20 protein-coding genes are annotated in these 22,042 nt (G+C 53.4%); 8 read left to right on the forward strand and 12 right to left on the reverse strand.

What is annotated here, in order from left to right:
* Positions 1 to 32 precede the first annotated feature (32 nt).
* Positions 33 to 617, forward strand: a complete 585-nt coding sequence (locus VH86_RS07830; protein WP_052696566.1) for an SDR family NAD(P)-dependent oxidoreductase — start codon at positions 33 to 35, stop codon at positions 615 to 617.
* On the opposite strand, the gene VH86_RS25705 is transcribed toward VH86_RS07830, so the two are convergent.
* Both VH86_RS25705 and VH86_RS07835 read right to left on the reverse strand, forming a co-directional pair.
* Positions 610 to 768 carry a hypothetical protein gene (locus VH86_RS25705; protein ID WP_156150569.1) on the reverse strand — a complete coding sequence of 53 codons (159 nt, stop codon included), beginning with the start codon at positions 766 to 768 and terminating at the stop codon, positions 610 to 612. The two genes, VH86_RS07830 and VH86_RS25705, sit on opposite strands and share 8 nt — an antisense overlap.
* Before the next feature lie 104 nt (positions 769 to 872).
* The gene (locus tag VH86_RS07835; RefSeq protein WP_045832475.1) at positions 873 to 1,709 is read right to left on the reverse strand and encodes an undecaprenyl-diphosphate phosphatase; all 837 of its coding nucleotides are present in this window, start codon (positions 1,707 to 1,709) and stop codon (positions 873 to 875) included.
* 438 nt (positions 1,710 to 2,147) lie between these two features.
* Between VH86_RS07835 and VH86_RS07840 the strand changes: the two genes are divergently transcribed.
* The 3 genes from VH86_RS07840 to VH86_RS07850 are packed head-to-tail and all read left to right on the forward strand — an operon-like array spanning position 2,148 to position 5,599.
* Positions 2,148 to 3,596, forward strand: coding sequence for an amidase (locus tag VH86_RS07840; protein WP_045832476.1), 1,449 nt, complete (start codon positions 2,148 to 2,150; stop codon positions 3,594 to 3,596).
* Positions 3,589 to 4,899, forward strand: coding sequence for a cytosine permease (locus VH86_RS07845; RefSeq protein ID WP_045815607.1), 1,311 nt, complete (start codon positions 3,589 to 3,591; stop codon positions 4,897 to 4,899). The genes VH86_RS07840 and VH86_RS07845 overlap by 8 nt, the downstream gene beginning before the upstream one ends.
* Positions 4,892 to 5,599 carry a cysteine hydrolase family protein gene (locus tag VH86_RS07850; RefSeq protein ID WP_045832477.1) on the forward strand — a complete coding sequence of 236 codons (708 nt, stop codon included), beginning with the start codon at positions 4,892 to 4,894 and terminating at the stop codon, positions 5,597 to 5,599. Before VH86_RS07845 ends, VH86_RS07850 begins: the two co-directional genes overlap by 8 nt.
* Here VH86_RS07850 and VH86_RS07855 read toward each other — a convergent pair.
* Together VH86_RS07855 and VH86_RS07860 are read right to left on the reverse strand one after the other, a co-directional pair.
* A complete protein-coding gene (locus VH86_RS07855) occupies positions 5,588 to 6,490 on the reverse strand; it encodes an alpha/beta hydrolase (protein ID WP_045832478.1) in 903 nt (300 codons plus the stop codon). The genes VH86_RS07850 and VH86_RS07855 overlap by 12 nt on opposite strands.
* A 99-nt stretch (positions 6,491 to 6,589) precedes the next feature.
* Positions 6,590 to 7,921, reverse strand: coding sequence for an aspartate aminotransferase family protein (locus VH86_RS07860; RefSeq protein ID WP_045832479.1), 1,332 nt, complete (start codon positions 7,919 to 7,921; stop codon positions 6,590 to 6,592).
* Positions 7,922 to 8,019: 98 nt separating this feature from the next.
* Here VH86_RS07860 and VH86_RS07865 point away from each other — a divergent pair, with 98 nt between their 5' ends.
* Positions 8,020 to 8,919: a LysR family transcriptional regulator gene (locus VH86_RS07865; protein WP_045832480.1), complete on the forward strand. Its 900-nt coding sequence runs from the start codon at positions 8,020 to 8,022 to the stop codon at positions 8,917 to 8,919.
* 198 nt (positions 8,920 to 9,117) lie between these two features.
* Complete coding sequence (locus VH86_RS07870) at positions 9,118 to 9,399, forward strand: hypothetical protein (protein ID WP_052696567.1); 282 nt, start codon at positions 9,118 to 9,120, stop codon at positions 9,397 to 9,399.
* Positions 9,400 to 9,442: 43 nt separating this feature from the next.
* Here VH86_RS07870 and betA read toward each other — a convergent pair whose 3' ends face one another.
* The 3 genes from betA to betI are packed head-to-tail and all read right to left on the reverse strand — an operon-like array spanning position 9,443 to position 13,231.
* On the reverse strand, positions 9,443 to 11,122 hold the full coding sequence (gene betA / locus VH86_RS07875; RefSeq protein WP_045832481.1) for a choline dehydrogenase: 1,680 nt from the start codon (positions 11,120 to 11,122) through the stop codon (positions 9,443 to 9,445).
* A 26-nt stretch (positions 11,123 to 11,148) separates the two neighbouring features.
* The gene (betB, locus tag VH86_RS07880) at positions 11,149 to 12,621 is read right to left on the reverse strand and encodes a betaine-aldehyde dehydrogenase (protein ID WP_045832482.1); all 1,473 of its coding nucleotides are present in this window, start codon (positions 12,619 to 12,621) and stop codon (positions 11,149 to 11,151) included.
* 13 nt (positions 12,622 to 12,634) lie between these two features.
* Entirely contained in the window at positions 12,635 to 13,231 is a 597-nt protein-coding gene (gene betI / locus VH86_RS07885; protein ID WP_034824050.1) for a transcriptional regulator BetI, read from the reverse strand.
* 253 nt (positions 13,232 to 13,484) lie between these two features.
* Here betI and VH86_RS07890 point away from each other — a divergent pair, with 253 nt between their 5' ends.
* Positions 13,485 to 15,515, forward strand: coding sequence for a choline transporter (locus VH86_RS07890; RefSeq protein WP_045832483.1), 2,031 nt, complete (start codon positions 13,485 to 13,487; stop codon positions 15,513 to 15,515).
* 87 nt (positions 15,516 to 15,602) lie between these two features.
* Positions 15,603 to 16,577, forward strand: a complete 975-nt coding sequence (gene uvsE / locus VH86_RS07895; protein WP_045832484.1) for a UV DNA damage repair endonuclease UvsE — start codon at positions 15,603 to 15,605, stop codon at positions 16,575 to 16,577.
* On the opposite strand, the gene VH86_RS07900 is transcribed toward uvsE, so the two are convergent.
* From VH86_RS07900 to ascF, 5 genes are all read right to left on the reverse strand, one after another.
* Entirely contained in the window at positions 16,564 to 17,037 is a 474-nt protein-coding gene (locus VH86_RS07900) for an OmpA family protein (RefSeq protein ID WP_045815598.1), read from the reverse strand. The two genes, uvsE and VH86_RS07900, sit on opposite strands and share 14 nt — an antisense overlap.
* Entirely contained in the window at positions 17,034 to 18,248 is a 1,215-nt protein-coding gene (locus VH86_RS07905) for a diguanylate cyclase domain-containing protein (RefSeq protein ID WP_045832485.1), read from the reverse strand. The genes VH86_RS07900 and VH86_RS07905 overlap by 4 nt, the downstream gene beginning before the upstream one ends.
* Position 18,249: 1 nt before the next feature.
* Positions 18,250 to 18,834, reverse strand: a complete 585-nt coding sequence (locus VH86_RS07910) for a YfiR family protein (RefSeq protein ID WP_082082835.1) — start codon at positions 18,832 to 18,834, stop codon at positions 18,250 to 18,252.
* Positions 18,835 to 19,029: 195 nt separating this feature from the next.
* Entirely contained in the window at positions 19,030 to 20,463 is a 1,434-nt protein-coding gene (locus tag VH86_RS07915) for a 6-phospho-beta-glucosidase (RefSeq protein ID WP_045832486.1), read from the reverse strand.
* A 16-nt stretch (positions 20,464 to 20,479) separates the two neighbouring features.
* Complete coding sequence (ascF, locus tag VH86_RS07920) at positions 20,480 to 21,919, reverse strand: PTS cellobiose/arbutin/salicin transporter subunit IIBC (protein ID WP_045832487.1); 1,440 nt, start codon at positions 21,917 to 21,919, stop codon at positions 20,480 to 20,482.
* Between the last annotated feature and the right edge of the window lie 123 nt (positions 21,920 to 22,042).

A 22,042-nucleotide genomic window follows, 5' to 3' on the forward strand; every position in this document is an offset into this window, starting at 1 on the left:
TTAAATCATTCCTGGCTTTTCTACAAGCGGCGGTGGGGCAGTTAAGCGACGCTGGCGTTGAGGCCCATGGCCTGATTCTGGATGTCACGCAGGCTGCGAGCATTCAACAGGCGGTTGCCGCTGCGGGGCGAGTGGACATTCTGATCAACAATGCCGGCACCGAACAGATTCGGCCCTCGCTCGAAGTGGATGAAGCGTTGTGGGATACCATTGTCGGGACTAACCTCAAGGGCGCATTTTTTTGTGCTCAGGCAGTGGCGAAAAACATGGTTTCCGCTGCATCCGGCGGCGCGACCTGTGTGGGCGTACCCGGCGCCGCAGCGTATGCCAGTTCAAAGTCAGGCCTGGCGGGGATGACGCGCACGTTGAGCGCAGAATGGGCTGCGCATAACATTCGCGTGAATAACATCGGTCCCGGCTATTTCGCAACGGAAATGACGCAGGTTTTTTATCAGGATGACGCATGGCGCGATGCAATGCAGAAAAAAATCCCACTGGATCGTTTTGGCGAACTCGATGATCTGGTCGGCAGTGTGGTTTTTCTCAGCTCAGATGCTGCCCGATATATTACCGGGCAGATTCTGTATATCGATGGGGGATATCTGGCGTCTATTTAGCCTGCAACACCTCTGGCTGCAGGTCGGTATTGCAGTCACCAGGCCAGTGTGCGGTCAATTTCCCCTCTGCGCCACCATCAATACAGTCGAAAGCAAAACTGAGCAATATGCGTTTGGCTTTTGCGCGCAGTTGTTCTGGATTGAGCTTCATCTTTATCTCTGTCTGTCATTCGAGATTGTGTGCCTGTATAGATAACTTGAAGGCAGCATGCCAATGATTTCACTGCTAAAGTTCAGAGAAGCTCAATCCGCGAGTCAGCCTAACCAACCAATCAGTGCCGCAGCGCACAGACAATAACCGCCAAACAGATGCCAGCGATCATGCTCCAGCCAGCGGGAAAGCCAGCGTAGCGCCAGAAGTCCGGCGACAAAACTGAGTAGCATGCCCACCAGGCTGGGCAAAAGCACGCCGCTGCTCACGGCGACCGTGCCAGCAGATCCTGAACTGAAAGCACGAAGACCCTCTTTGACGATCACAGCCGGTGTCAGCACCACGGCTAACGCAAAGCTAAATTCTTCCGCACGTTGCCGGGCCACGCCCAGGGAAAGACCGGTAGAAATGGTGGCGCCAGAACGAGAAAAACCACGAAAGGGCAGACACAACCCCTGAACGAAACCAATACCTGCGGCGCTTAAAGGTGAAAGTTCGCCGCGATCTTTTTCTTTCAGGCGTGAAGAGAGGATAATTAATAAGCCTGCGGCAGCGAGACCACTGGCAATTATTTTGCTGTTACTGAACAAAGATTCTATTTCAAACGTATCGGCATTCGCGGCGAAGAAATATTTAATCAGCTTCATTAGCGTCAAACCCACTACGCCGGTCACTGCGGTGGCGAGAATAATTAAAAATACATTCTTCTTAAATGTACGGCCTGAACTGAAATAGGTCTCCCGCCAGTTATTCCAGAAGTAAACAATCACCGCGAACATCGTGCCGGTATGCAGCATCACCAGCAGCAGTGTCATATCGGGGGCCGCAGGGTCCAGCCCCAGGAGTTTCTCCGTCATAATGACGTGTGCAGAGCTGGAAACCGGCAGTAATTCTGCCAGCCCCTGAATTACGGCCAGAATGGATACATCGAAATAATTCACCCGTTCGCCCTCAGATAAAATAGTGGAAATTGAGACGTGACTTAACCTCGCACACCCTGACACATTTCTCATTTTAGCCGTGATAAGTATTATCCTATTCGCGTTGTCGTTTATGAAATGTTTACTGAATTGAAAATCGAATAATACGCAGGTGACAACTGTATGACGTGGCGCTGCATTTTTCGATGATGTTTTACCCAGCCGGGCACGTTAAACGACGCTGAAAATAGCCAGCATCGGTGCTGACCAAAATGGCGCATCGCTGCGCTATTTTTGTGCTTTCTGTCGAACCGAATGCATGACAACGAAACATAAGTATTCGATCTTGTATCCAAGTCCGTATCCCATCAGGCGTTATCTTCTCATCGCCAATTGTTGGCATCTTCTGGCACGCAAACTGCATTAATCCCGTTAAGTGACCAAATCGGGAGATGAATCATGTTTGAGGCTTTACTGGATGAGGATGCTACTGCTCTGGCAGCGCTGATCCGCAATGGCGAGGTGTCTGCCCGTGAATTGACGCAAGCCGCGTTGGATCGCATGGAAAAACGCGAGCCATTGATTCAGGCTTTTTGTACGGCGTCACCCGAGTTGGCGTTACAGCAGGCATCAGCGGTGGATGCGAAGCGTGCACGCGGTGAAGCACTGGGTGCTTTTGCGGGTGTCCCATTGGCGGTTAAGGATCTCATTTGCACGGCGGGTGTGAAAACAACCTCCGGTTCAGCAGCCTATGCTGATTTCATTCCTGAAGATGACGATATCACCGTCGAGCGCCTATTGGCTGCTGATGCGGTGCTGCTGGGGAAAACCACTGCGCCCGAGTTTGGTTATAGCGGCGTTGGGCACAATCCGCTGTTTCCTTCACCGCGCAATCCCTGGGATTTGAGCAAAACGCCCGGCGGTTCCAGTGCCGGATCCGGCGCGGCGCTCGCCGCTCGCCTTTGCCCGATTGCATTGGGCAGTGACGGCGGAGGATCGGTGCGTATTCCAGCGGCGCACTGCGGCGTTTATGGATTCAAGGCCTCGATGGGGCGGGTGCCGTTATGGCCCGGCTGCCGCGATGAACGCTTTCCCGGCGTCTCGAGCTGGGAATCACTGGAGCATATTGGACCGATGACGCGCACTGTGCGTGACAGCGCACTCATGATGTCAGTGATGGCAGGGCCGGATATGCGCGATCGTCACTCCATTCCCTGTAGTGACGTTGACTGGATGCTCACCCTGAATAAACCCTTAAACGGACTGCGCATTGCCTTCAGTGCCGATTTTGGCTATATCGCCGTCGATAAGGAAGTTCGTGACGTTGTCACTAGGGCGGTGCGCCATTTTGCGAGTGAACTGGGGGCTGAATTAGAAGAGGTGGATCCCGGCATTGCCGATGAGGGTGCCACTTTTGCTGCGCTGGTGGCCTTTGAAAGCGATCTTACCGGCATGCGAAAGATGCAAAACGATTTGGGTTCACGCATGTCGCCTCATCTGAGCGCCATGCTGCAACGCGAATGGCGCGCTGAACACTTTACCGACGCCAATACCGCTCGTAAGAAGATCTGCAATCAGCTGTGGCGATTTATGCAGCGTTACGACTTGCTATTGACGCCAACGCTGGCAGTACCGCCGTTCCCGCTCAACATGCAGGGACCAGAAATCATCGATGGCCGCATGGTGCGCAGCGATCACTGGTTGTCGTTCTGTTATCCCTTCAATTTCACTGGCCAACCGGCGGCCTCAATCCCTGCGGGTTTCACCGCCAGTGGCTTGCCGATTGGACTGCAAATCGTGGGTCGTCATCTGGACGATGGCCTGGTGCTGGCGGCAAGTGCCGCTTTTGAGCGCATCCAACCGTGGAATCACCTTTATCCTGACTTAATCGGAGTTGCCCATGAGTAACAAATCCTCCCCTGCGCTGGAGCAGGAATTTGAACACGAGCCGGTTCCTTTAAGTCACCGCCACTCGACGCGGTCGGTATCAGCTGTCTGGTTCGGTTTCCCGATGATCCTCACCAACGCGTTGTTTGGCGGCATTATCACCTGGCATTTGGGTTTCTGGCCCGCGCTGATTGCCATCCTGCTCGGCAATCTGGTGCTGTTCGCTTATGTTGGCGCACTGAGCTGGTTTGCAGGTAACACCGGGATGAACTTCGCCCTGCAGGCAAAGCGTACCTTTGGCACCAAAGGCTATATCCTCGTTTCCGGTTTTCTCTCGACTGTCGTGATTGGCTGGTATGCGTTTCAAACGGGATTAACCGGTACAGTGATTAACCAAACCTTTGGCTGGAACGCACTCGCGGTGACCGCCATCGCCATGGTGTTGTATACCGGCGTCACCTTCCTCGGCGTACGGGCGTTGTCGATCCTGGGAATGATTGCTGCACCGCTGTTTGTGGTGCTCGGTTTGGTCGCACTGTGGTTGATTGGGCAGGATCACGATTTCAGCACCATCACTCAGTTCAAAGGCAGTACTGGCGCAGTCGGCGCCATGAGCATGGGAACGGCGGTGACGATGGTGGTGGCGGGATTCGCCGATTCGGGCACCATGACCGCGGATTTCACCCGCTGGTCGAAGGACGGCAAATCAGCGGTGATCGCGGCGTTTTCCGCTTTTCCTATGGCTAATGTGATCTCTTATCTGTTCGGTGTAGTGATTGTGGCGGTGGGCGCGGCGGTTGATCCGGTCAATAATGGCGGTAATTTCCTGCCAATGCTGATGAACCACGGCACGTTACTCTCCATCATCGCTTTCTTGTTTGTTTTCATTAACCTCGGCTCTGTTTGCACGCATTGTTTGTATAACGGTGCCGTTGGTTTTAGCCATCTGTTCAGCAGCAAGATGCGAGTCTGGACGTTGATCCTCGGCGCCATCGGCGGGGCGCTGGCGCTGGCGGGCGTGTGGTCCTACTTCCTCGAATGGCTGAGTTTGCTGGGCATTGTGGTGCCACCCTTCGGCGCGGTAATGATCGTCGATTTAATCTTCATGGCCAAAATCAGTGAGCAGCGCAAAACGCGTCGCCTGCGCGGCAGCGCTTTCGCGGCCTGGGCGATTGGTAGCTTGTGTGCGGTGCTTGCCCACATTGCCTTCCCGCAGTTTGGTGAAGCGGTGATTGGTCTGGTGACGGCAGCAGCCAGTTACACCCTGATAGTCAAACTGAAGCGCGAAAACACCGCCAGCCTGATGGAGCAGAAAAATGCCTGAGTTCACTATTGATTCAACACCTTATCCCTGGCCTTTTGATGGGCGGTGTACGCCTGCGGATACCGCACTGATCGTCATCGATATGCAGACCGATTTCTGTGGCAAGGGCGGTTATGTCGATAGCATGGGGTATGACATCGCACTGACCCGCGCTCCGATAGCGCCTTTGCAGCGCGTACTGGCACGCATGCGGGAGTTGGGCTTCCCGATCATCCATACGCGTGAAGGCCATCGTCCCGACTTGAGTGATTTGCCGGCCAATAAACGCTGGCGTTCAAAGCGGATGCAGGCGGAAATCGGTGCCCCCGGTCCCTGTGGCCGCATTCTGGTGCGCGGTGAGCCGGGTTGGGAAATTATCCCGGAGCTGGCGCCACTGGCGGGTGAAACCATCATTGATAAGCCCGGCAAAGGCTCTTTTTATGCCACCGACCTTGAATTGATCCTGCGTAGTCGGGGTATACGTAATCTGCTTATCTCGGGCATCACCACTGATGTCTGCGTGCATACCACGCTGCGCGAAGCCAACGATCGTGGCTTCGAATGTCTGGTGCTGTCTGATTGCTGCGCCGCGACTGAGCTTAAACATCACGAAGCGGCACTGAGTATGATTCATATGCAGGGCGGCATTTTTGGCGCGGTGGCCAGTTCGGAGACCTTGCTGACTGGCCTGGCACAACCTTCCGCCGCGTTAAGCGTTTAACCATTGCAGATAATGTCCCGGCCACTCAGTCGTTTGTGTGCCGGGCTTACCCAATCCAAAACCATGCCCCCCGCTGGGATAGCGATGCATCTTAACCGGCACGTGCTGTTGCTTACACGCGGCAGCCATGATCAAAGTATTGTGCGGATCGGAAACAGGATCGTCTTCGGCCTGAACCAGGAAAAACGGCGGTGATTGCGGATTAACGTAGGATTGCACCGACCAGGCGGTATCCGCGCTGAGTGATGCGTCTTTCCCCACCAACACTTTATGCGTGGAGGTGTGCGTGTAAGGTGGCTCTAACGTGATAATCGGATAGATCAGCGCGGCACGATCGGCCGTCGCGGGGAGATTGTCCAACGCATCACTGGCCTGATAAGCATGAAAATCCGCGCGGTTCGCCGCCATTCCCAGCAGATGCCCGCCAGCCGAAAAACCTAATACGCTGACATTATTCTCACGGTGACGCACGATACGCAGTGCGCGCTGTGCATCCTGAAGTGACACCAACGCGCCATCTTTCCAACCTTCCTGTGGCAGGCGATAACTCAGCACATACGCTGTGTAGCCTTGATCCGCCAGCCACGCTGCAGCGGGCCAGGCTTCTTTGCCCATTTCGATACGCGTATAGCCGCCGCCAGCCGCAATCAGTACGGCGCGTCCCTTTGGCTGAACCGGCTTGAAGACGGTGAGCGTCGGCATGGCAATATTGCGCTGTGCGCCTTTGGCACTAAACGTCATCGCCCCTAAAGGTCCACCGCCACCCGGCGGTTGTTTTGGCCACAAGGGCAAGACCTGCGCGGGTTTTGGCGCAGAAGCGGCCAGGCTAAAGCCGCTGTGCGCAGCAAACGGGGAGAGCAGTAAACCGGTAAGAAAGTGGCGACGAAGCATGGCCGATCCAGACTGAATGCAAAAAAGGTATTGAATCAGAAGAATCGGCAGAGAGTATGAAGAAGATGTTGTTAAGTATGACCAATCACCTCATTTTCCTTATGCGATCTGCTGCAACGTCTCACCCACAGCGTCAAACAAACGATCTAACTCGGCGGGTTGTGTATTGAACATCGGGCCAAACTGCAGCGTATCGGCACCGAAGCGCACATAAAAACCGGCCTTCCACATCGCCATACCCGCTTCAAACGGCCGAAGTGTGGCATCGCCGTCGCGTGGCGCAAGCTGGATGGCACCCACCAGACCGCAGTTGCGGATATCGATGACGTTTGGGCAATCACGCAGCGCATGTAGGGCGTGAGCAAAGTGTGGTGCCAGCTCGGCGGATTGCGTAATCAGCGCGTCATTTTCCAGTAACGCCAGCGTTGCCAGGCCCGCTGCGCAAGCCACCGGATGGGCAGAATAGGTGTAGCCGTGGGCGAATTCCACCGCGTGTTCTGGCAACTTTTGCGCCATAAAGGTGCTGTAAATTTCGCTGCTGGCGACCACACCACCCAGCGGAACCGCGCCATTAGTGATTTGTTTGGCGAAATTGAGGATATCAGGCGTGACGCCAAAGTATTCAGCACCGCTCCAGCGGCCCATACGGCCAAAACCCGTGATTACCTCGTCAAAAATCAGCAAGATATCGTGCTGCGTGCAGATTTCGCGCAGGCGTTGCAGATAGCCTAGCGGCGGAATAATGGCGCCCGCAGAGCCAGAAAGAGGTTCAACAATCAAGGCGGCGATGTTGGACGCATCATGCAGCTCAATCAGTTTCAACATCTCATTGGCCAATGCCACGCCGCCGGTTTCGGCCTGACCAGCAGTGAAGGGCAGATCGGTTTGTAGCGTGTGCGGAATATGGTCAACGTCCATGAACTGACCGAACATCTTGCGGTTGCCACCAATGCCGCCCAGGCTGGTTCCGGCGATATTCACGCCGTGGTAACCTCGCGCGCGTCCGATAAATTTGGTTTTCGCCGGCTGGCCTTTTATGCGCCAGTAAGCGCGCGCCATTTTCACCGCCGTGTCTGCTGATTCCGACCCCGATCCGGTAAAAAACACATGGTTCAGTTCTCCCGGCATATGTTGGGCAATCTGGTCTGCCAGCTGAAATGACAGCGGATGGCCGTACTGGAAGCCGGGTGAATAATCGAGGGTGCCCAGTTGTTTCGCCACCGCCTGCTGGATTTCACTGCGGCAGTGGCCCGCGCCACAGGTCCATAAACCGGAAAGGCTATCAAAAATCTGCCGTCCTTTATCATCAGTCAGCCAGCGGCCCTGTGCGCCGACAATGATACGAGGATCGCGCTGGAAATTACGGTTGGCAGTAAACGGCATCCAGTGCGCTTGCAGATTGAGATCGGTAGTGTTGACAGCATCAGACATGATGTTTCTCCAGACAGGTGTATGAAGAGTTTGCATTTAACGGTTAGTTAAGTTAAATCCCTATTAATTCATCTTCAGTTATTGATTTACTTACCTATATGAAAAGCAAATCGCTCGCGCAGGTCACCGACTTTGATCTCAAATTATTGCGCCTGTTCAAAACCGTGAATGAGAGCGGCAGCTTCTCTGCAGCAGAAAGTTTGTTGGGCATGACGCGATCGGCCATTAGCTTGCATATGGGCGATCTGGAAAAGCGGCTTGGCATGCGATTGTGTCAGCGCGGGCGCGCTGGTTTTGCCTTGACCGAAGAAGGGCGTGAGATCCTGCGTCATAGCGACAGCATGATGGCGGCTATCGAGCAGTTTCGCTTACAGGTCAACCAGATGCACAAGCAGCTGCGCGGGGATTTAAATATCGGGATTATCAATAATCTGGTGACCCAGCCGCGCATGAAAATCACCCATGCGCTGGAAAAACTGCATGAGATAGGTCCCGACATTAGACTGAATATCAGCATGATGACGGCTGCAGAAATTGAAAGAGGGTTGATGGATGGCCGATTGCACGTCGGTGCACTGCCGGTGACTTCGCCGATATCTGGCCTGGATTACATGCCGTTGTATGATGAGCGATCGCAGCTTTACTGTAGCGACACCCATGCGTTGTTTTCCCACGAACCTGACGATGCGCAACTAAAAGGGTGCGATGCGATTGCGCCTGCTTTTCGCATGACGGCAGAAGCCATTGCCATGCATCAGAAACTCAATTGCAATGCCACAGCAACCGACCGCGAAGGCATAGCCTTTTTGATTCTTACCGGGCGCTTTATCGGTTTTCTGCCCGACCACTATGCTGCACAGTGGGTGGAGAAAAAGATCATGCGCGCAATCGCACCGGAACGTTTCCACTTCACCAGTAAGATCGCTGTGGTGACGCGCAAAGGGCGCAGCCAGAATGCCATTCTTGAACGATTTTTGCAGGTAATTGAGTGGGAATGAGTTTTACCACAAGGCGTAAAACGAACACGTTACTAGTTACAACATACTTTTATATTTACATTAATACGCTAAATTCTGGCTCTCTAGCGTCATCGGTTAAACAGGAATGAAAAGGGATCGTCTGGATGAACTAGCCGCCAAATGCTGGACTTGATACCGACATAATTGGAGCAATGTCCCTTAAGCCTGATATTTTTGGTGCACTTAATCAATCCCAGCTTACATCGTGTGCTGCTGGATGAAGTGCCGCTCTCTGAACGCAACGCTCACGAAGAGTTTGAGCAGCAGTACGCGGAGTTTTATCGACAGTTCGTCGTCAAAACAATGAATACGGATTCAGATCGTGTATCGGTGGTCGCTATTGTTTTGGCTTCTGCGGTTGAGGGGGGGGTGCATGATGCCGCCAGACGTGATCAACTGGGCGCAGATGACATCAAGGTCGAATTACAGCGGCTGATTATGGCCTATCTGCAAAGCTAGCGAGAAAAGAGCAGGGTGACGCGAGCGTCACCCTGAGAGGCGCTTAGGCCCGTTTCGGTTCTCCACGCACCGGTAAATCTCCGGCGACGAAGTAATCTGCTTCGCTACGCGGCAACGGCTGACGACCACGAATGTTATCCGCGATCTTTTCACCGATCATAATGGTGGTGGCATTCAGATTGCCGGTGATGATCAGCGGCATAATTGACGCATCTACCACGCGTAACGCCTGCAATCCATGCACACGGCCTTCGCCATCAACCACCGCCATATCATCGCTGCCCATTTTACAGGTGCCGCAAGGGTGATAGGCGGTTTCCGCATGGTTACGCACAAATTCATCCAGCTGTTCATCGGTCTGGCAATCGAGGCCCGGGCTGATTTCTGCGCCGCGATACTTATCCAGCGCGGGCTGATTGATGATCTGGCGCGTAATACGAATTGCATCACGAAATTCCTGCCAGTCCTGCTCGTGTGCCATGTAGTTGAACAAAATAGCCGGATCACGACGCGGGTCGCGCGATTTAATCTGTACATGCCCACGACTCGGTGAACGCATTGACCCCACGTGACACTGGAAACCGTGTGCTTCAACGGCGTTGGAACCGTTGTAATTAATCGCCACCGGCAGGAAGTGATACTGAATGTTCGGCCAGGTAAACTCCTCGCGGCTGCGGATAAAACCACCGCCTTCGAAATGGTTGCTGGCACCGACGCCAGTGCCGTTGAACAGCCACTCTGCACCGATTTTCGGCTGGTTCCACCATTTCAGTGCGGGGTAAAGTGAAACGGGTTCTTTACACTCATACTGCAGATACATTTCGAGGTGATCCTGCAGGTTTTCGCCGACGCCGGGTAAATCATGCACCACTGGAATATCGAATTTATTCAGCAGCGCCGCAGCGCCTACACCGGAACGCTGCAGAATCTGCGGCGAGGCAATGGCACCGGCGCACAGTAACACTTCACGGCGCGCATGCACCTGATGTGAAGTATTGCTTGAGCCTTGCAGGTATTGCACGCCCACTGCGCGCTTGCCTTCAAACAAGATGCGATCGGTGGTGGCATGGGTGATGATCTTCAGGTTCGGACGCACTTTGGCGGTATCGAGATAGCCACGCGCGGTGCTGGATCGACGGCCTTTTGGCGTGACGAAGCGATCCATCGGACCAAAGCCTTCCTGCTGATAGCCGTTCAAATCTTCCGTGCGCGGATAGCCTGCTTCAACACCGGCTTCAATCATCGCGGCAAACAGCGGATTATTACCAGGCTTACAGGTGGTGATGCTCACCGGACCTTCGCCGCCGTGATAATCGTTGGCACCGATATCGCGGGTTTCTGATTTGCGATAGTAGGGCAGGCAGTTCAGGTAACTCCAGCTTTCCAGGCCAGGCTGCTGCGCCCAGTTATCGAGGTCCATGGCGTTACCACGGATATAGCACATGCCATTAATCAGTGATGATCCGCCCAGCCCTTTACCGCGTCCGCACTCCATGCGGCGATTATTCATATGCGGTTCTGGCTCGGTTTCATACGCCCAGTTATAGCGTTTGCCCTGCAACGGATAAGCCAGCGCGGCTGGCATCTGTGTACGGAAATCGAAGCGGTAGTCAGGGCCACCCGCTTCTAAAAGCAGCACATTCACACTGCTGTCTTCGGTCAGTCTTGTTGCCAAAACGTTCCCTGCGGATCCGGCTCCGATAATGATGTAATCAAATTCCATTAGTCGCTCCTCAGGTTAAAGCTGAATTAAAATACGGACTGAAAACGGGATAACTCGACCTGCACCGACTTCACCTGGGTGTAATTTTGCAAGGTCATCAGGCCATTCTCACGGCCAATACCGGAGTGCTTGTAGCCACCCACCGGCATTTCGGCGGCAGATTCACCCCAGGTGTTGATCCAGCAGATACCCGCTTCGATCTGATGGATCACACGGTGCGCACGGTTCAGGTCTTGCGTGACCACGCCCGCAGCCAGACCGAAATCGGTGGCATTGGCGCGGCGCACCACTTCGTCTTCGCTCTCGTAGGTGAGAATCGACATTACCGGCCCGAAGATCTCTTCACGCACGATGGTCATCTCATCGCGGCAATCGGTGAACACCGTGGGTTCAACCCAGGCACCATTGTCGAAATCGGCGCCGCTCAGGCGTTTGCCGCCGCACAGCAGACGCGCCCCTTCTTTGATACCGGTTTCGATAAAGCGCATCACGTTATCGCGGTGGGGGAAGCTCACCAGCGGGCCAAAGTTGGTAGCAGGATCGTTCAGATCGCCTGCCTTGATACGCGCCACACGTTCAGCAATCTTCGCTTCAAAGGTCGTCTGGAATTTAGCCGGGATAAACACGCGTGTGCCGTTGGTGCATACCTGACCCGAGCTGTAGAAGTTGGCCATCATGGCGATGTCAGCGGCCAGATCGAGATCCGCATCATCAAAAATGATCAGTGGTGACTTGCCGCCCAATTCCATGGTGACTTCTTTCAGGGTGGAGCCTGCGGCATTCGCCATCACTTTTTTGCCGCTGGCCACGCCGCCGGTAAAGGAGACTTTATCGATGCCCGGATGGTCAGTCAGCAGTTGGCCAGTGACCGCGCCACGGCCGTTCAGCACATTGAATACGCCGGCCGGCACGCCCGCTTCGGTGTAAATTTCTGCCAGCTTCAGGGCAGTCAGTGGCGTCACTTCACTCGGCTTAAAGATCATCGCGTTACCCGCTGCCAGCGCAGGGGCCGATTTCCATAAAGCGATCTGAATCGGGTAGTTCCACGCACCAATACCAGCGACCACGCCGAGCGGTTCACGACGGGTATAAACAAACGCCGTGTCGCGCAGCGGGATCTGTTGGCCTTCGAGCGTCGGGATCAGACCGGCGTAATACTCCAGCACGTCGGCACCGGTCACGATGTCAACATATTGGGTTTCGCTCAGCGGTTTACCGGTGTCGAGGGTTTCCAGCGCGGCTAACTCGTCGTTGCGCTCACGCAGAATATCGACGGCACGGCGCAGAATGCGTGAGCGCTCCATGGCGGTCATCGCGGCCCAGACTTTCTGGCCTTTTTGCGCGGCAGCAACAGCACGATCAACATCGGCCTGTTCCGCCTCATGTACCTCGGCCAGCACTTCGCCATTGGCCGGGTTGATGGTCTGGAATGTATTACCTGCGCTCGCTGCAACGAACTGACCATCGATATACAGCTGCTGTTCGGTGAATCGGGACATGATTTCTCCTTCCTCAGTGATTCAGTGCGCCAGCAAGTTGCTGACGGATAAATTGGGTGGTGAGCGTTTTCGCGACATCGATATTGAAGGGCAGGCCGCTTAACGCAGCTCGCAGCCAAAGGCCATCGATCAGCGATGCCAATCCGTGAGCCGCCAGTCGTGCCTGTTCACGCGGCAATTCACGATGAAACTCGGCGGCGAGGGTCGAAAATAGGCGACGGCTGCTGACCCGTTCCAGACGACCCAACTGTGGCTGATGCATGCTGCTGGCCCAGAAATCCAGCCAGGCTTTCATCGCCGCGCTGTGCACCTGCGTGTCATCGAAGTTACCTTCGACAATCGCCAGTAAGCGTGCTTCCGTCTTCGCGCCCGCCAACGGTTTCAGGCGGGCAGCCACGGCATCACGTAACTGACGTGTGATATCGCGCATGGTGGCTTCCAGCAAACCGTTCTTGTCTTTGAAGTAGTGGCTGATGATGCCGGTCGAAACCCCCGCACGGCGCGCAATCTGCGCAATGGTTGCGTCGTTAATTCCTACCTCGTTAATCGTATCGAGGGTTGCATCAATCAGTTGCCGACGACGAATCGGCTGCATTCCCACCTTTGGCATGACTCCAGCTCCACCACAATGTCAGAGGACTATTTAAACTTTTTTTGATTGAACGTTCAATATAAAAAAGAATTTTGTTAGGATACTGTGCTTCGATTGTTACAAAAGCGCAGCGGTGAACCGGGCTATGCGGCTCATCTTCAGAAGAAAGCACTGCTTGGAGGGATAACAGGGGTACTGATAACAACAAGGCCTGGCAGACAGGTCACGCTAATCCATTGAGTCATTACAGGAAATTAACCAGAGGTCATCGATGATTAATCCACCTGCCAGTGAAAGAGACAGAATCAATCCTGTGGTGTTTTACACCTCAGCCGGACTGATTCTGACATTTTCACTTGTCACCATTTTTTACAGCGAGCTGGCTGCGAGTTTGATTCAGACAGCAGTTAACTGGGTTACCGCTACGTTTGGCTGGTACTACATGCTGGCCGCGACGCTGTATATCGTGTTCGTTATCTACATGGCCTGCTCACGTTACGGCGCCATCAAGCTCGGGCCAGAGCAATCCAAACCAGAATTCAGCTTATTAAGCTGGTCAGCGATGCTTTTTGCTGCCGGCATCGGTATTGATCTGATGTTCTTCTCGGTGGCTGAACCGGTCACGCAATACATGCAACCGCCTGAGGGTGCCGGACAAACCATGGAAGCCGCCCGGCAAGCCATGGTGTGGACGTTGTTCCACTACGGCGTAACTGGCTGGTCAATGTATGCGCTGATGGGGATCGCGCTGGGTTACTTTAGCTACCGCTACAATTTGCCGCTCACCATCCGTTCTGCGCTGTATCCAATCTTTGGCAAACGTATCAATGGGCCGATCGGCCATACCGTGGATATTGCGGCGGTGGTAGGAACCATCTTCGGCATTGCCACCACCTTAGGGATTGGCGTGGTGCAGCTCAATTATGGCCTGAACGTGCTGTTCGATATCCCGGAAGGCTTTACCGCGCAGGCGGCGTTGATTGTGCTGTCGGTGATTATCGCCACCATTTCCGTGACCTCCGGCGTGGATAAAGGCATCCGTATTCTGTCGGAACTCAACGTTGCGCTGGCATTGGGGCTGATTCTGTTTGTGCTGTTTATGGGCAAAACCGACTTCCTGCTGAATGCGCTGGTGCTCAATGTCGGTGATTACATCAACCGCTTTATGGGCATGACGCTGAACACCTTTGCCTTTGATCAGCCAAGAGAGTGGATGAACAGCTGGACGCTCTTCTTCTGGGCATGGTGGGTCGCCTGGTCACCGTTTGTCGGCTTGTTCCTGGCGCGTATTTCACGCGGTCGCACCATCCGTGAGTTCGTGCTCGGCACGTTGATTATCCCCTTTACCTTCACGCTGTTGTGGCTATCGGTATTTGGTAACGCAGCGCTGTATGAAATCATCCACGGTGATGCTGGCTTTGCACAGGAAGTGATGGCGCATGCGGAGCGCGGTTTCTACAGCCTGCTGGCGCAGTATCCGGCCTTTAAATTCAGCGCCTCGGTTGCCACCATCACTGGCATGCTGTTCTACGTCACCTCAGCGGATTCCGGTTCACTGGTGCTGGGTAACTTTACCTCGAAGCTGAAAGACATCAACAGTGATGCACCCAACTGGCTGCGTATCTTCTGGTCCGTGGCGATTGGTGTTCTGACCATGGGTATGCTGATGACCAACGGCATCTCTGCGCTGCAGAACGCTACGGTAATCATGGGACTGCCGTTCAGCTTTGTGATCTTCTTTGTGATGGCCGGTTTGTATAAGTCGCTCAAAGTGGAAGATCATCGCCGCGCCAGCGCCAGTCGTGAAACGGCACCGTACATTCCGGCCAGCAACGATCGCCTGAGCTGGAAGAAACGTCTGTCGCGTCTGATGAACTATCCGGGCACACGCTACACCCAGCAAATGATGGAGAACGTCTTGTTCCCGGCAATGCAGGATGTGGCGAAAGAACTGGAGTTGCGCGGCGGTCGGGTTTCACTGGACCGCGTGGAGCCGGAAGAGGGCCATCCGTTAGGTTATCTGGATTTGCGCGTGCTGCTGGGTGAAGAGCAGGACTTCGTGTATCAGATCTGGCCGCAGCAGTATTCGGTCCCAGGCTTTACCTACCGGGCGCGCAGCGGTAAATCGACCTATTACCGTCTGGAGACATTCCTGCTGGAAGGCAGCCAGGGCAACGATCTGATGGATTACAACAAAGAGCAGGTGATTATCGATATTCTCGATCAGTACGAACGCCACCTGAACTTTATCCATCTGCATCGTGAAGCACCTGGCAGCAACATCACTTTCCCAAGCGTGTAAACCCACGGACAGCGGCAGACGTGCCGCTGTCCGTGCACTTTCCTCATGGCAGGCTACACTTTCAGGCTGCTCTAAAAGGGGAATGAGATGAAATTGGGTTTCGCGTGTAAATACTTTGATGCACAGGCTAAGCAGCCGTTTCCGTTTAAAATCACCACGCGTACGCGTTTCCTGAGTCTTGATCGTGCCGAACAAGCGCGTTTACTGGCGCAATTGGCAACCAACAACCTTGAAAACCAAATCCTTACGTTGCAGCAGCTAGCAAAACTGCCGGATGCGATGCGCATGATGCGAATTGGCAGTGATTTGTTGCCGTTGTACACCGTGCCTGAAGCCACCGCTATCTACACCGAATTAATGCCCGACTTACAACCGCTGTTCGTGAAGTGTGGTGAGATGGCGCGTGCGCACAACATTCGTCTCTCATTCCATCCCGGACAATATTCCGTACTCGCTTCGGATAACGAAGGGGTAGTGGATCGGGCGATTGAGGATGTGGAGTATCATGCGCTGTGTGCGCTATTCATGGGCTATGGGCGCCAGTTTCAGGATTTCAAAATCAATATCCATATGAACGGCAAAAAAGGCATCGAAGGATTCCGTGCTGCTTTTCAGCGTCTTTCACCCGAAGCGCGCAATATGCTGACGGTTGAAAATGATGAAATTTCTTGTTCGCTGGATGATGTATTACAGGCGCGCGATCTTTGTCCGGTTGTATTGGATATTCACCATCATTGGGTGAAAGAGAATCAATTTATTAAGGCGGATGATGCGCGTATTCCGCTGATTATTGATTCCTGGCGCGGTGTGCGGCCGGTATTACATTATTCGATTGCGCAGGAGGGATTAATCGCAGAACAGGGCTTTCCGGATCAACGCGATTTAACGGTGGCGAAAACCAAACTGCGTGCCCACTCTGACTACTACTTTAATCAGGATTTAAATGACTGGGCGCTGTCATTTAAGGATTTCGACATTATGTGTGAAGTCAAAATGAAAAATCTGGCGGTCGAGCGCTTATACCGTTATGCGCTCGACCAGGGGGCGATTAAGGCGAGGTAATCACAATCGCTACGCGGCGATTCTGGGCGCGGCCTTGTGCACTGTTATTGCTGGCAATGGGGGCGCTCATGCCCAGACCTCGGGTAGTGATGTTGGTTCGCGGTACTTCAGCCCCCAACGCCCATTGTGTAGCCACAGCATCAGCACGTTTCAGTGACAACTGCTGGTTATAATCTGCCTTGCCGTAATTATCCGTATGACCGTCAATGCGGACATGTTGAATTCCGGTGGCTGAGAGATTCTTCGCCATAGTGGCGATGTTGGTTTTACTGGCAGCAGTCAGCTCGGACTCGTTCACGCCAAACAGGATTTTGTCCGATAAACCCAATCCCCAGCCTTCCATGTTTTCGGTAAATCCCGCACTTTGCATGGCGGCAATCTGTGCGGCGGTGAAACGACCTTTTGACTGACATCCCGCGCAAACCAAAATACACATCAGCAGAAAAAGTTTAATTCTCATACGCGTACCTTACTTATCCCTTTGTTTTTGTACATGTGCATATCCGCACGTTCCAGAATCGATTGCACCGTATCGCCATGCTGCGACCAGGCATAGCCAATGGTGACCGAGGTGGTAATCGGCGTGCCTTCCGCGATCATAATCTTCTGTGCAATGGCTTCCCTGATCTCCTCTGTCAGCTGCAGCAGCTGTTTCTCAGTCGCGCGGCTGGTGATTAACATCGCAAACTCATCACCGCCGAGTCGCGCAACCATATCCTGCTTGTAGGCCAGCGCCATAAGGCGTGAACCAATGGCTTTCAGCACCTCATCGCCTGCCGCATGTCCCCAGTTATCGTTGATGCTCTTAAAGCGATCGCCATCCAGAAACAGCAGAACAAAGCGCTCTTGCGCAAATTGGCCGTCGAGTAATCGGGTGAGTTGGGTCACAAAGGCGGCGCGGTTAGCCAGTCCAGTCAGTGGATCTTCCAACGCTTTCGCCGCTAACGAACGGTTATCCCGCAGCAGCGAAGCCTGTAATGACTGCATCTCTGCGAGCAATGAGTTGAGATCGTCCGAAAACAGCTGAAACTCTTTGGTCGTGTTTTCGGGAATACGTAACGAAAAATCACCCGAACTGATGACGTAATGAATCGAGCTGGTGATATTGCGCAGCGTCTGCAAAATGCCCCGATGCAGAAAAGCGCTCAGCATAAAGGCAACGATCAGCACGCAGAGCATACCGCTGGATAAAATCATCACTGAGTAGCGAATAAAATCCGCCGCGCCTTTGACCGTGCCCGCCAGCGTCAACGTCCCGACGACATTCTCCGCGTGATTGATATTCACACTCAGCGGTCGGGCATAGATCCATTCGCGCAGGAAGTTCTCATACCAGCCATCCTGCTGCTGTTGATCTTGCCAGTTAACCAACACGGTTTGATCGTCCGTTACCAGTTTCGCCGAGGCAAACATGCCTTCATTGCCTAACATGGCAATTTTTTTATGCGCGTCATAGCTGTCTTCAAATACCGTGGCGGCGGTCAGGCTATTACTCAATGTCGCGGCAATCAGTTCAAGATTTCGTTTTTCATAACGTTTGATGAACAGTAACGAAGTGGATGTCAGCAGTAGCCAGCACAGCAACAAAATAACCGCAGAGTTAATGATGCTAATCTTGCGCAGCCTGATGCGGATAGATGATTTTTCATTTTTAATTTTTTCAAATTTCATCTTATTGGCTTCCTTTGCGCGACAGCAATAACACATCCGGGCTCACGCGCACGCCACTGCGCGCCAGTGAATCCAGGTTTACGGCAAACATCGGATGATCGGTATTAAAAATAAGACAGAAAGCGGCTCCGATGGCGCAATCGGTATTATTTTCAGCCAAAGAGAGAACAGCGTGGCCTTTCTCCAGGCTGAGCAGTTCGGTCTGCTGCTGCGGTGACTGATCACCGAAATAGAGGGCATCACAGCGATTGCTGGCTAACTCGCTGTCGTTGTTAAGATAAACCACACTGAATGGCAACGATGTCGCTGTGGTGCTGGCAGGGAAATTGACGTGGCGCGCTGAACTGAACACACATAACTGTGGAGCATCGTGCAGCGCGGGCCAGCGGGTGAAGCTGATAATGCCGCTGACAATACGATTGGCTTTGTCATCTTTGGTCGCGGGGTTTTGCGCCGCCGCTGCGGGAAATGAGAGCGGCAATATCAACAGTGTCAGTGTGATAATGCAGGTCAGTGCGGCTTTAAGCTGAGCCAAAAGCAGAAATAAGAGTTCACGAGGGTGAAGACGAGGTTCAATACGTAACATGCCGCCATTCCGCTGGGTTCAACGCGCAAATAGTACCATCGGGATATATAAAAGAGTACAGGTGTTCAATGGCGGAAAACGCGGACTTTTAACGCTGGCAGGATAATCAGATCCAATAATTAATAGAAAATTCAGTGCAGTATTTTAATAAACATGCCGGGCGAAGTGACATCGCCCGGCAGTGAATCGCAAAGATTATTCGCTTAAATCGCGGCCATTGCTGGCAATCACTTTTTTATACCACCAGAAGGATTTTTTGCGGGTGCGCGCCAGTGAGCCTTTACCCTGATCATCACGATCGACGTAAACAAAGCCGTAGCGTTTACTCATCTCGCCTGTTGAGGCCGCGACCAGATCAATGCATCCCCAGGTGGTGTAGCCAATGACCGGAATGCCATCGGCAATCGCTTCGCCCATTGCCTGGATATGCTGCTTTAGATAACTAATGCGGTAATCGTCATGAATCTCGCCGTTGGCATCGATTTCGTCGCGCGCACCCAGTCCGTTTTCCACCAAAAATAGCGGCTTTTGGTAGCGGTCGTACATCATGTTCATGGTGATGCGCAGGCCTAAGGGATCTATACCCCAGCCCCAGGCACTCCGGGAGATATGCGGGTTAGTTAGCGATTTCACCACATTGGCCGCACTGCTGTTTTTCTCGTTCATATCGGCCGAGGTACAGCGTGAGGCGTAATAGCTGAAGGAAACAAAATCCACCGTATGTCGCAGGAGTTCTGCATCACCATCCTGCCACTGGATCTCAATGCCTTTCTCACGAAATACGCGAGCGGCGTAAGAGGGGTAAGCACCGCGTGCCTGCACATCGATAAAGAACAGATTCTCGCGATCTTTCTCCAGCGCCGCCCAGACATCTTCAGGATTGCATGACCATGGATAGAAATTGCCGCCTGCCAGCATGCAGCCCACCTGGTTTTCAGGGTTAATCTCGTGGGCAATTTTCGTGACCAGCGCACTGGCGACCAGCTCATGATGCGCCGCCTGGTATTTCACCTGCTCTGGATTATCCTCTGGTCCGAATACCAAACCCGCGCCAGAGAATGGGCTGTGCAGCAGAATGTTGATCTCGTTAAACGTCAGCCAGTATTTCACCAGTCCGTTGAAAGCGTCAAAGCAGGTACGGGCATAGCGGGCGAAGAATTCAATCATCTTACGATTGCGCCATGAACCGTACTCGGTGACCAAATGCATCGGCACGTCAAAGTGGCATAACGTCACCAGCGGGGTGATACCGTACTTTTGGCACTCTTCGAACAGGCTACGGTAAAAAGCGATACCCTCAGGATTTGGCGTTAATTCATCGCCTTTCGGGTAGATACGGCTCCAGGCAATCGACGTACGAAACACGGTAAAGCCCATTTCCGCCATTAACGCGATATCTTCTTTGTAGCGACGATAAAAATCGATGGCATCGTGGCTAGGATAATATTCATCGTCACGCAGGGTAAAACGCGGTTCCAGCCCCAGTTTGACTGGCATGCGGTGTTCGCCATGAGGAATCATGTCCACCGTGGTTAACCCTTTACCGCCCGCCAGATAGCTCCCCTCTGACTGATTGGCGGCTAACGCGCCGCCCCATAAAAATCCCTCAGGAAATGTCACTTCAGACATAAAAAACCTCAGTTAATCAATTCACATTGACGGCTTTAGCAGGATCCGCAACCGGTTTAGGCTGCGCTGTTTCACTCACCGGAATATCTTCAAAGCCAAGAATCAGCGTCAGAATAAATGAAAGCACCACCGACAACACCATGACGCCACCCACCCACACAATGCTCATCGGGTTGGCCGGATCAAAAAACTGTACGCTGGTAAACAAGCCGGGTGAGGCCATGGAGTGACTGGCCAGCCCGCCGATACCGGCGACCGCGCCACAGATAAATCCGCTGATCAGGCTGGCAATCAGCGGTCGCTTAAGCCGCACCGCCACACCATACAAAGCAGGTTCGGAAATTCCGGCCACAATCGCCGAGGCAGCGGCAGCAAAAGCGGTCTGACGCAGTTCCGGATTTTTAGTTTTAAAGGCTACCGCCAGCGATGAACCGCCAAGTGACAGATTGGCACCGATTTCTGAGGGCATCACCATGCCTTCTTTGCCGGTTTCCGCAATGGTCTGAATGATGGTGGGGGTGAAGACGCGGTGCATGCCCGTCATCACCAGCAGCGGCCACAGCGCACCCATGATCGCCACAGACAACCAGCCCAGATAGCCATGAATGGTGTAAACCAGAGCTGAAATGCCGCTACCAATCCAGATGCCGAGTGGACCAATCAGCACAATGGCAATCGGTGCGGCAATCAACACAATCAGCATCGGTTTGAGGAAATTTTTGGTGACCGCAGGGGTAAAGCGATCGACCCAATATTCGATATGCGACAGGATCCACGTCATCACCAACGCCGGGATGACGGTGTAGGTGTATTTCACCGCCGTCACCGGGATGTAGGCAAACTCAACGGCCTGGCCTTGCGCCGCTTTGGCCATTAAATCAATGAAGTTGGGATGAACCAGCACGCCCGCAATCGCAATGGCCAATGACATATTGGTTTTAAATTTCAGGGCTGCCGAGGCCGCCACCATTACCGGCAGGAAGAAAAAGGCGCCGTCACCGATGACATTCAGTATCACCAGCGTAGACGAACCTTTCTCCAGTACACCGCTCATCTCCAGCACCATTGCCAGCAGTTTCACCATCGATCCCCCGATGATCGCGGGGATCAGTGGCGACATGGTGCCCACCAGCGCATCGAGAATGCCTGCGCCAATCGTGCGCAGGGTGATTTTTCGTTTTAGCGGGGCGCTGTTGTCGCTATTGGGTGTGCCGAGTTTAAGCACTTCCTGATACGCGAGATTAACGTTATTGCCAATGATCACCTGGCATTGGGTGTCGGTATGCACCACGCCCATCACGCCCGGAATCGTTTTCAGCGTAGCGTTATCGATCAGGGCAGTGTCCCGCAAAACGAAGCGCAGGCGCGTCATGCAGTGCGTGACAGCTTCAATATTGGTTAAGCCGCCGAGCGAAGCCACGATGGCGCGTGAAACGTCAGCATAATTTTTAGCCATGAGTTGTAGGTCTCTGATTTTTTTGAGTAGGGGTACGATCGCCCGCTTATCATTAGCGAGTCATGAGAAACCGGTTTCACAAAATCATGAATATGAAATCACTGACAGGCAAGAATTTTAAAT

This window comes from Pantoea sp. BL1, from assembly GCF_000963985.1.
Lineage (GTDB): Bacteria > Pseudomonadota > Gammaproteobacteria > Enterobacterales > Enterobacteriaceae > Pantoea > Pantoea rwandensis_B.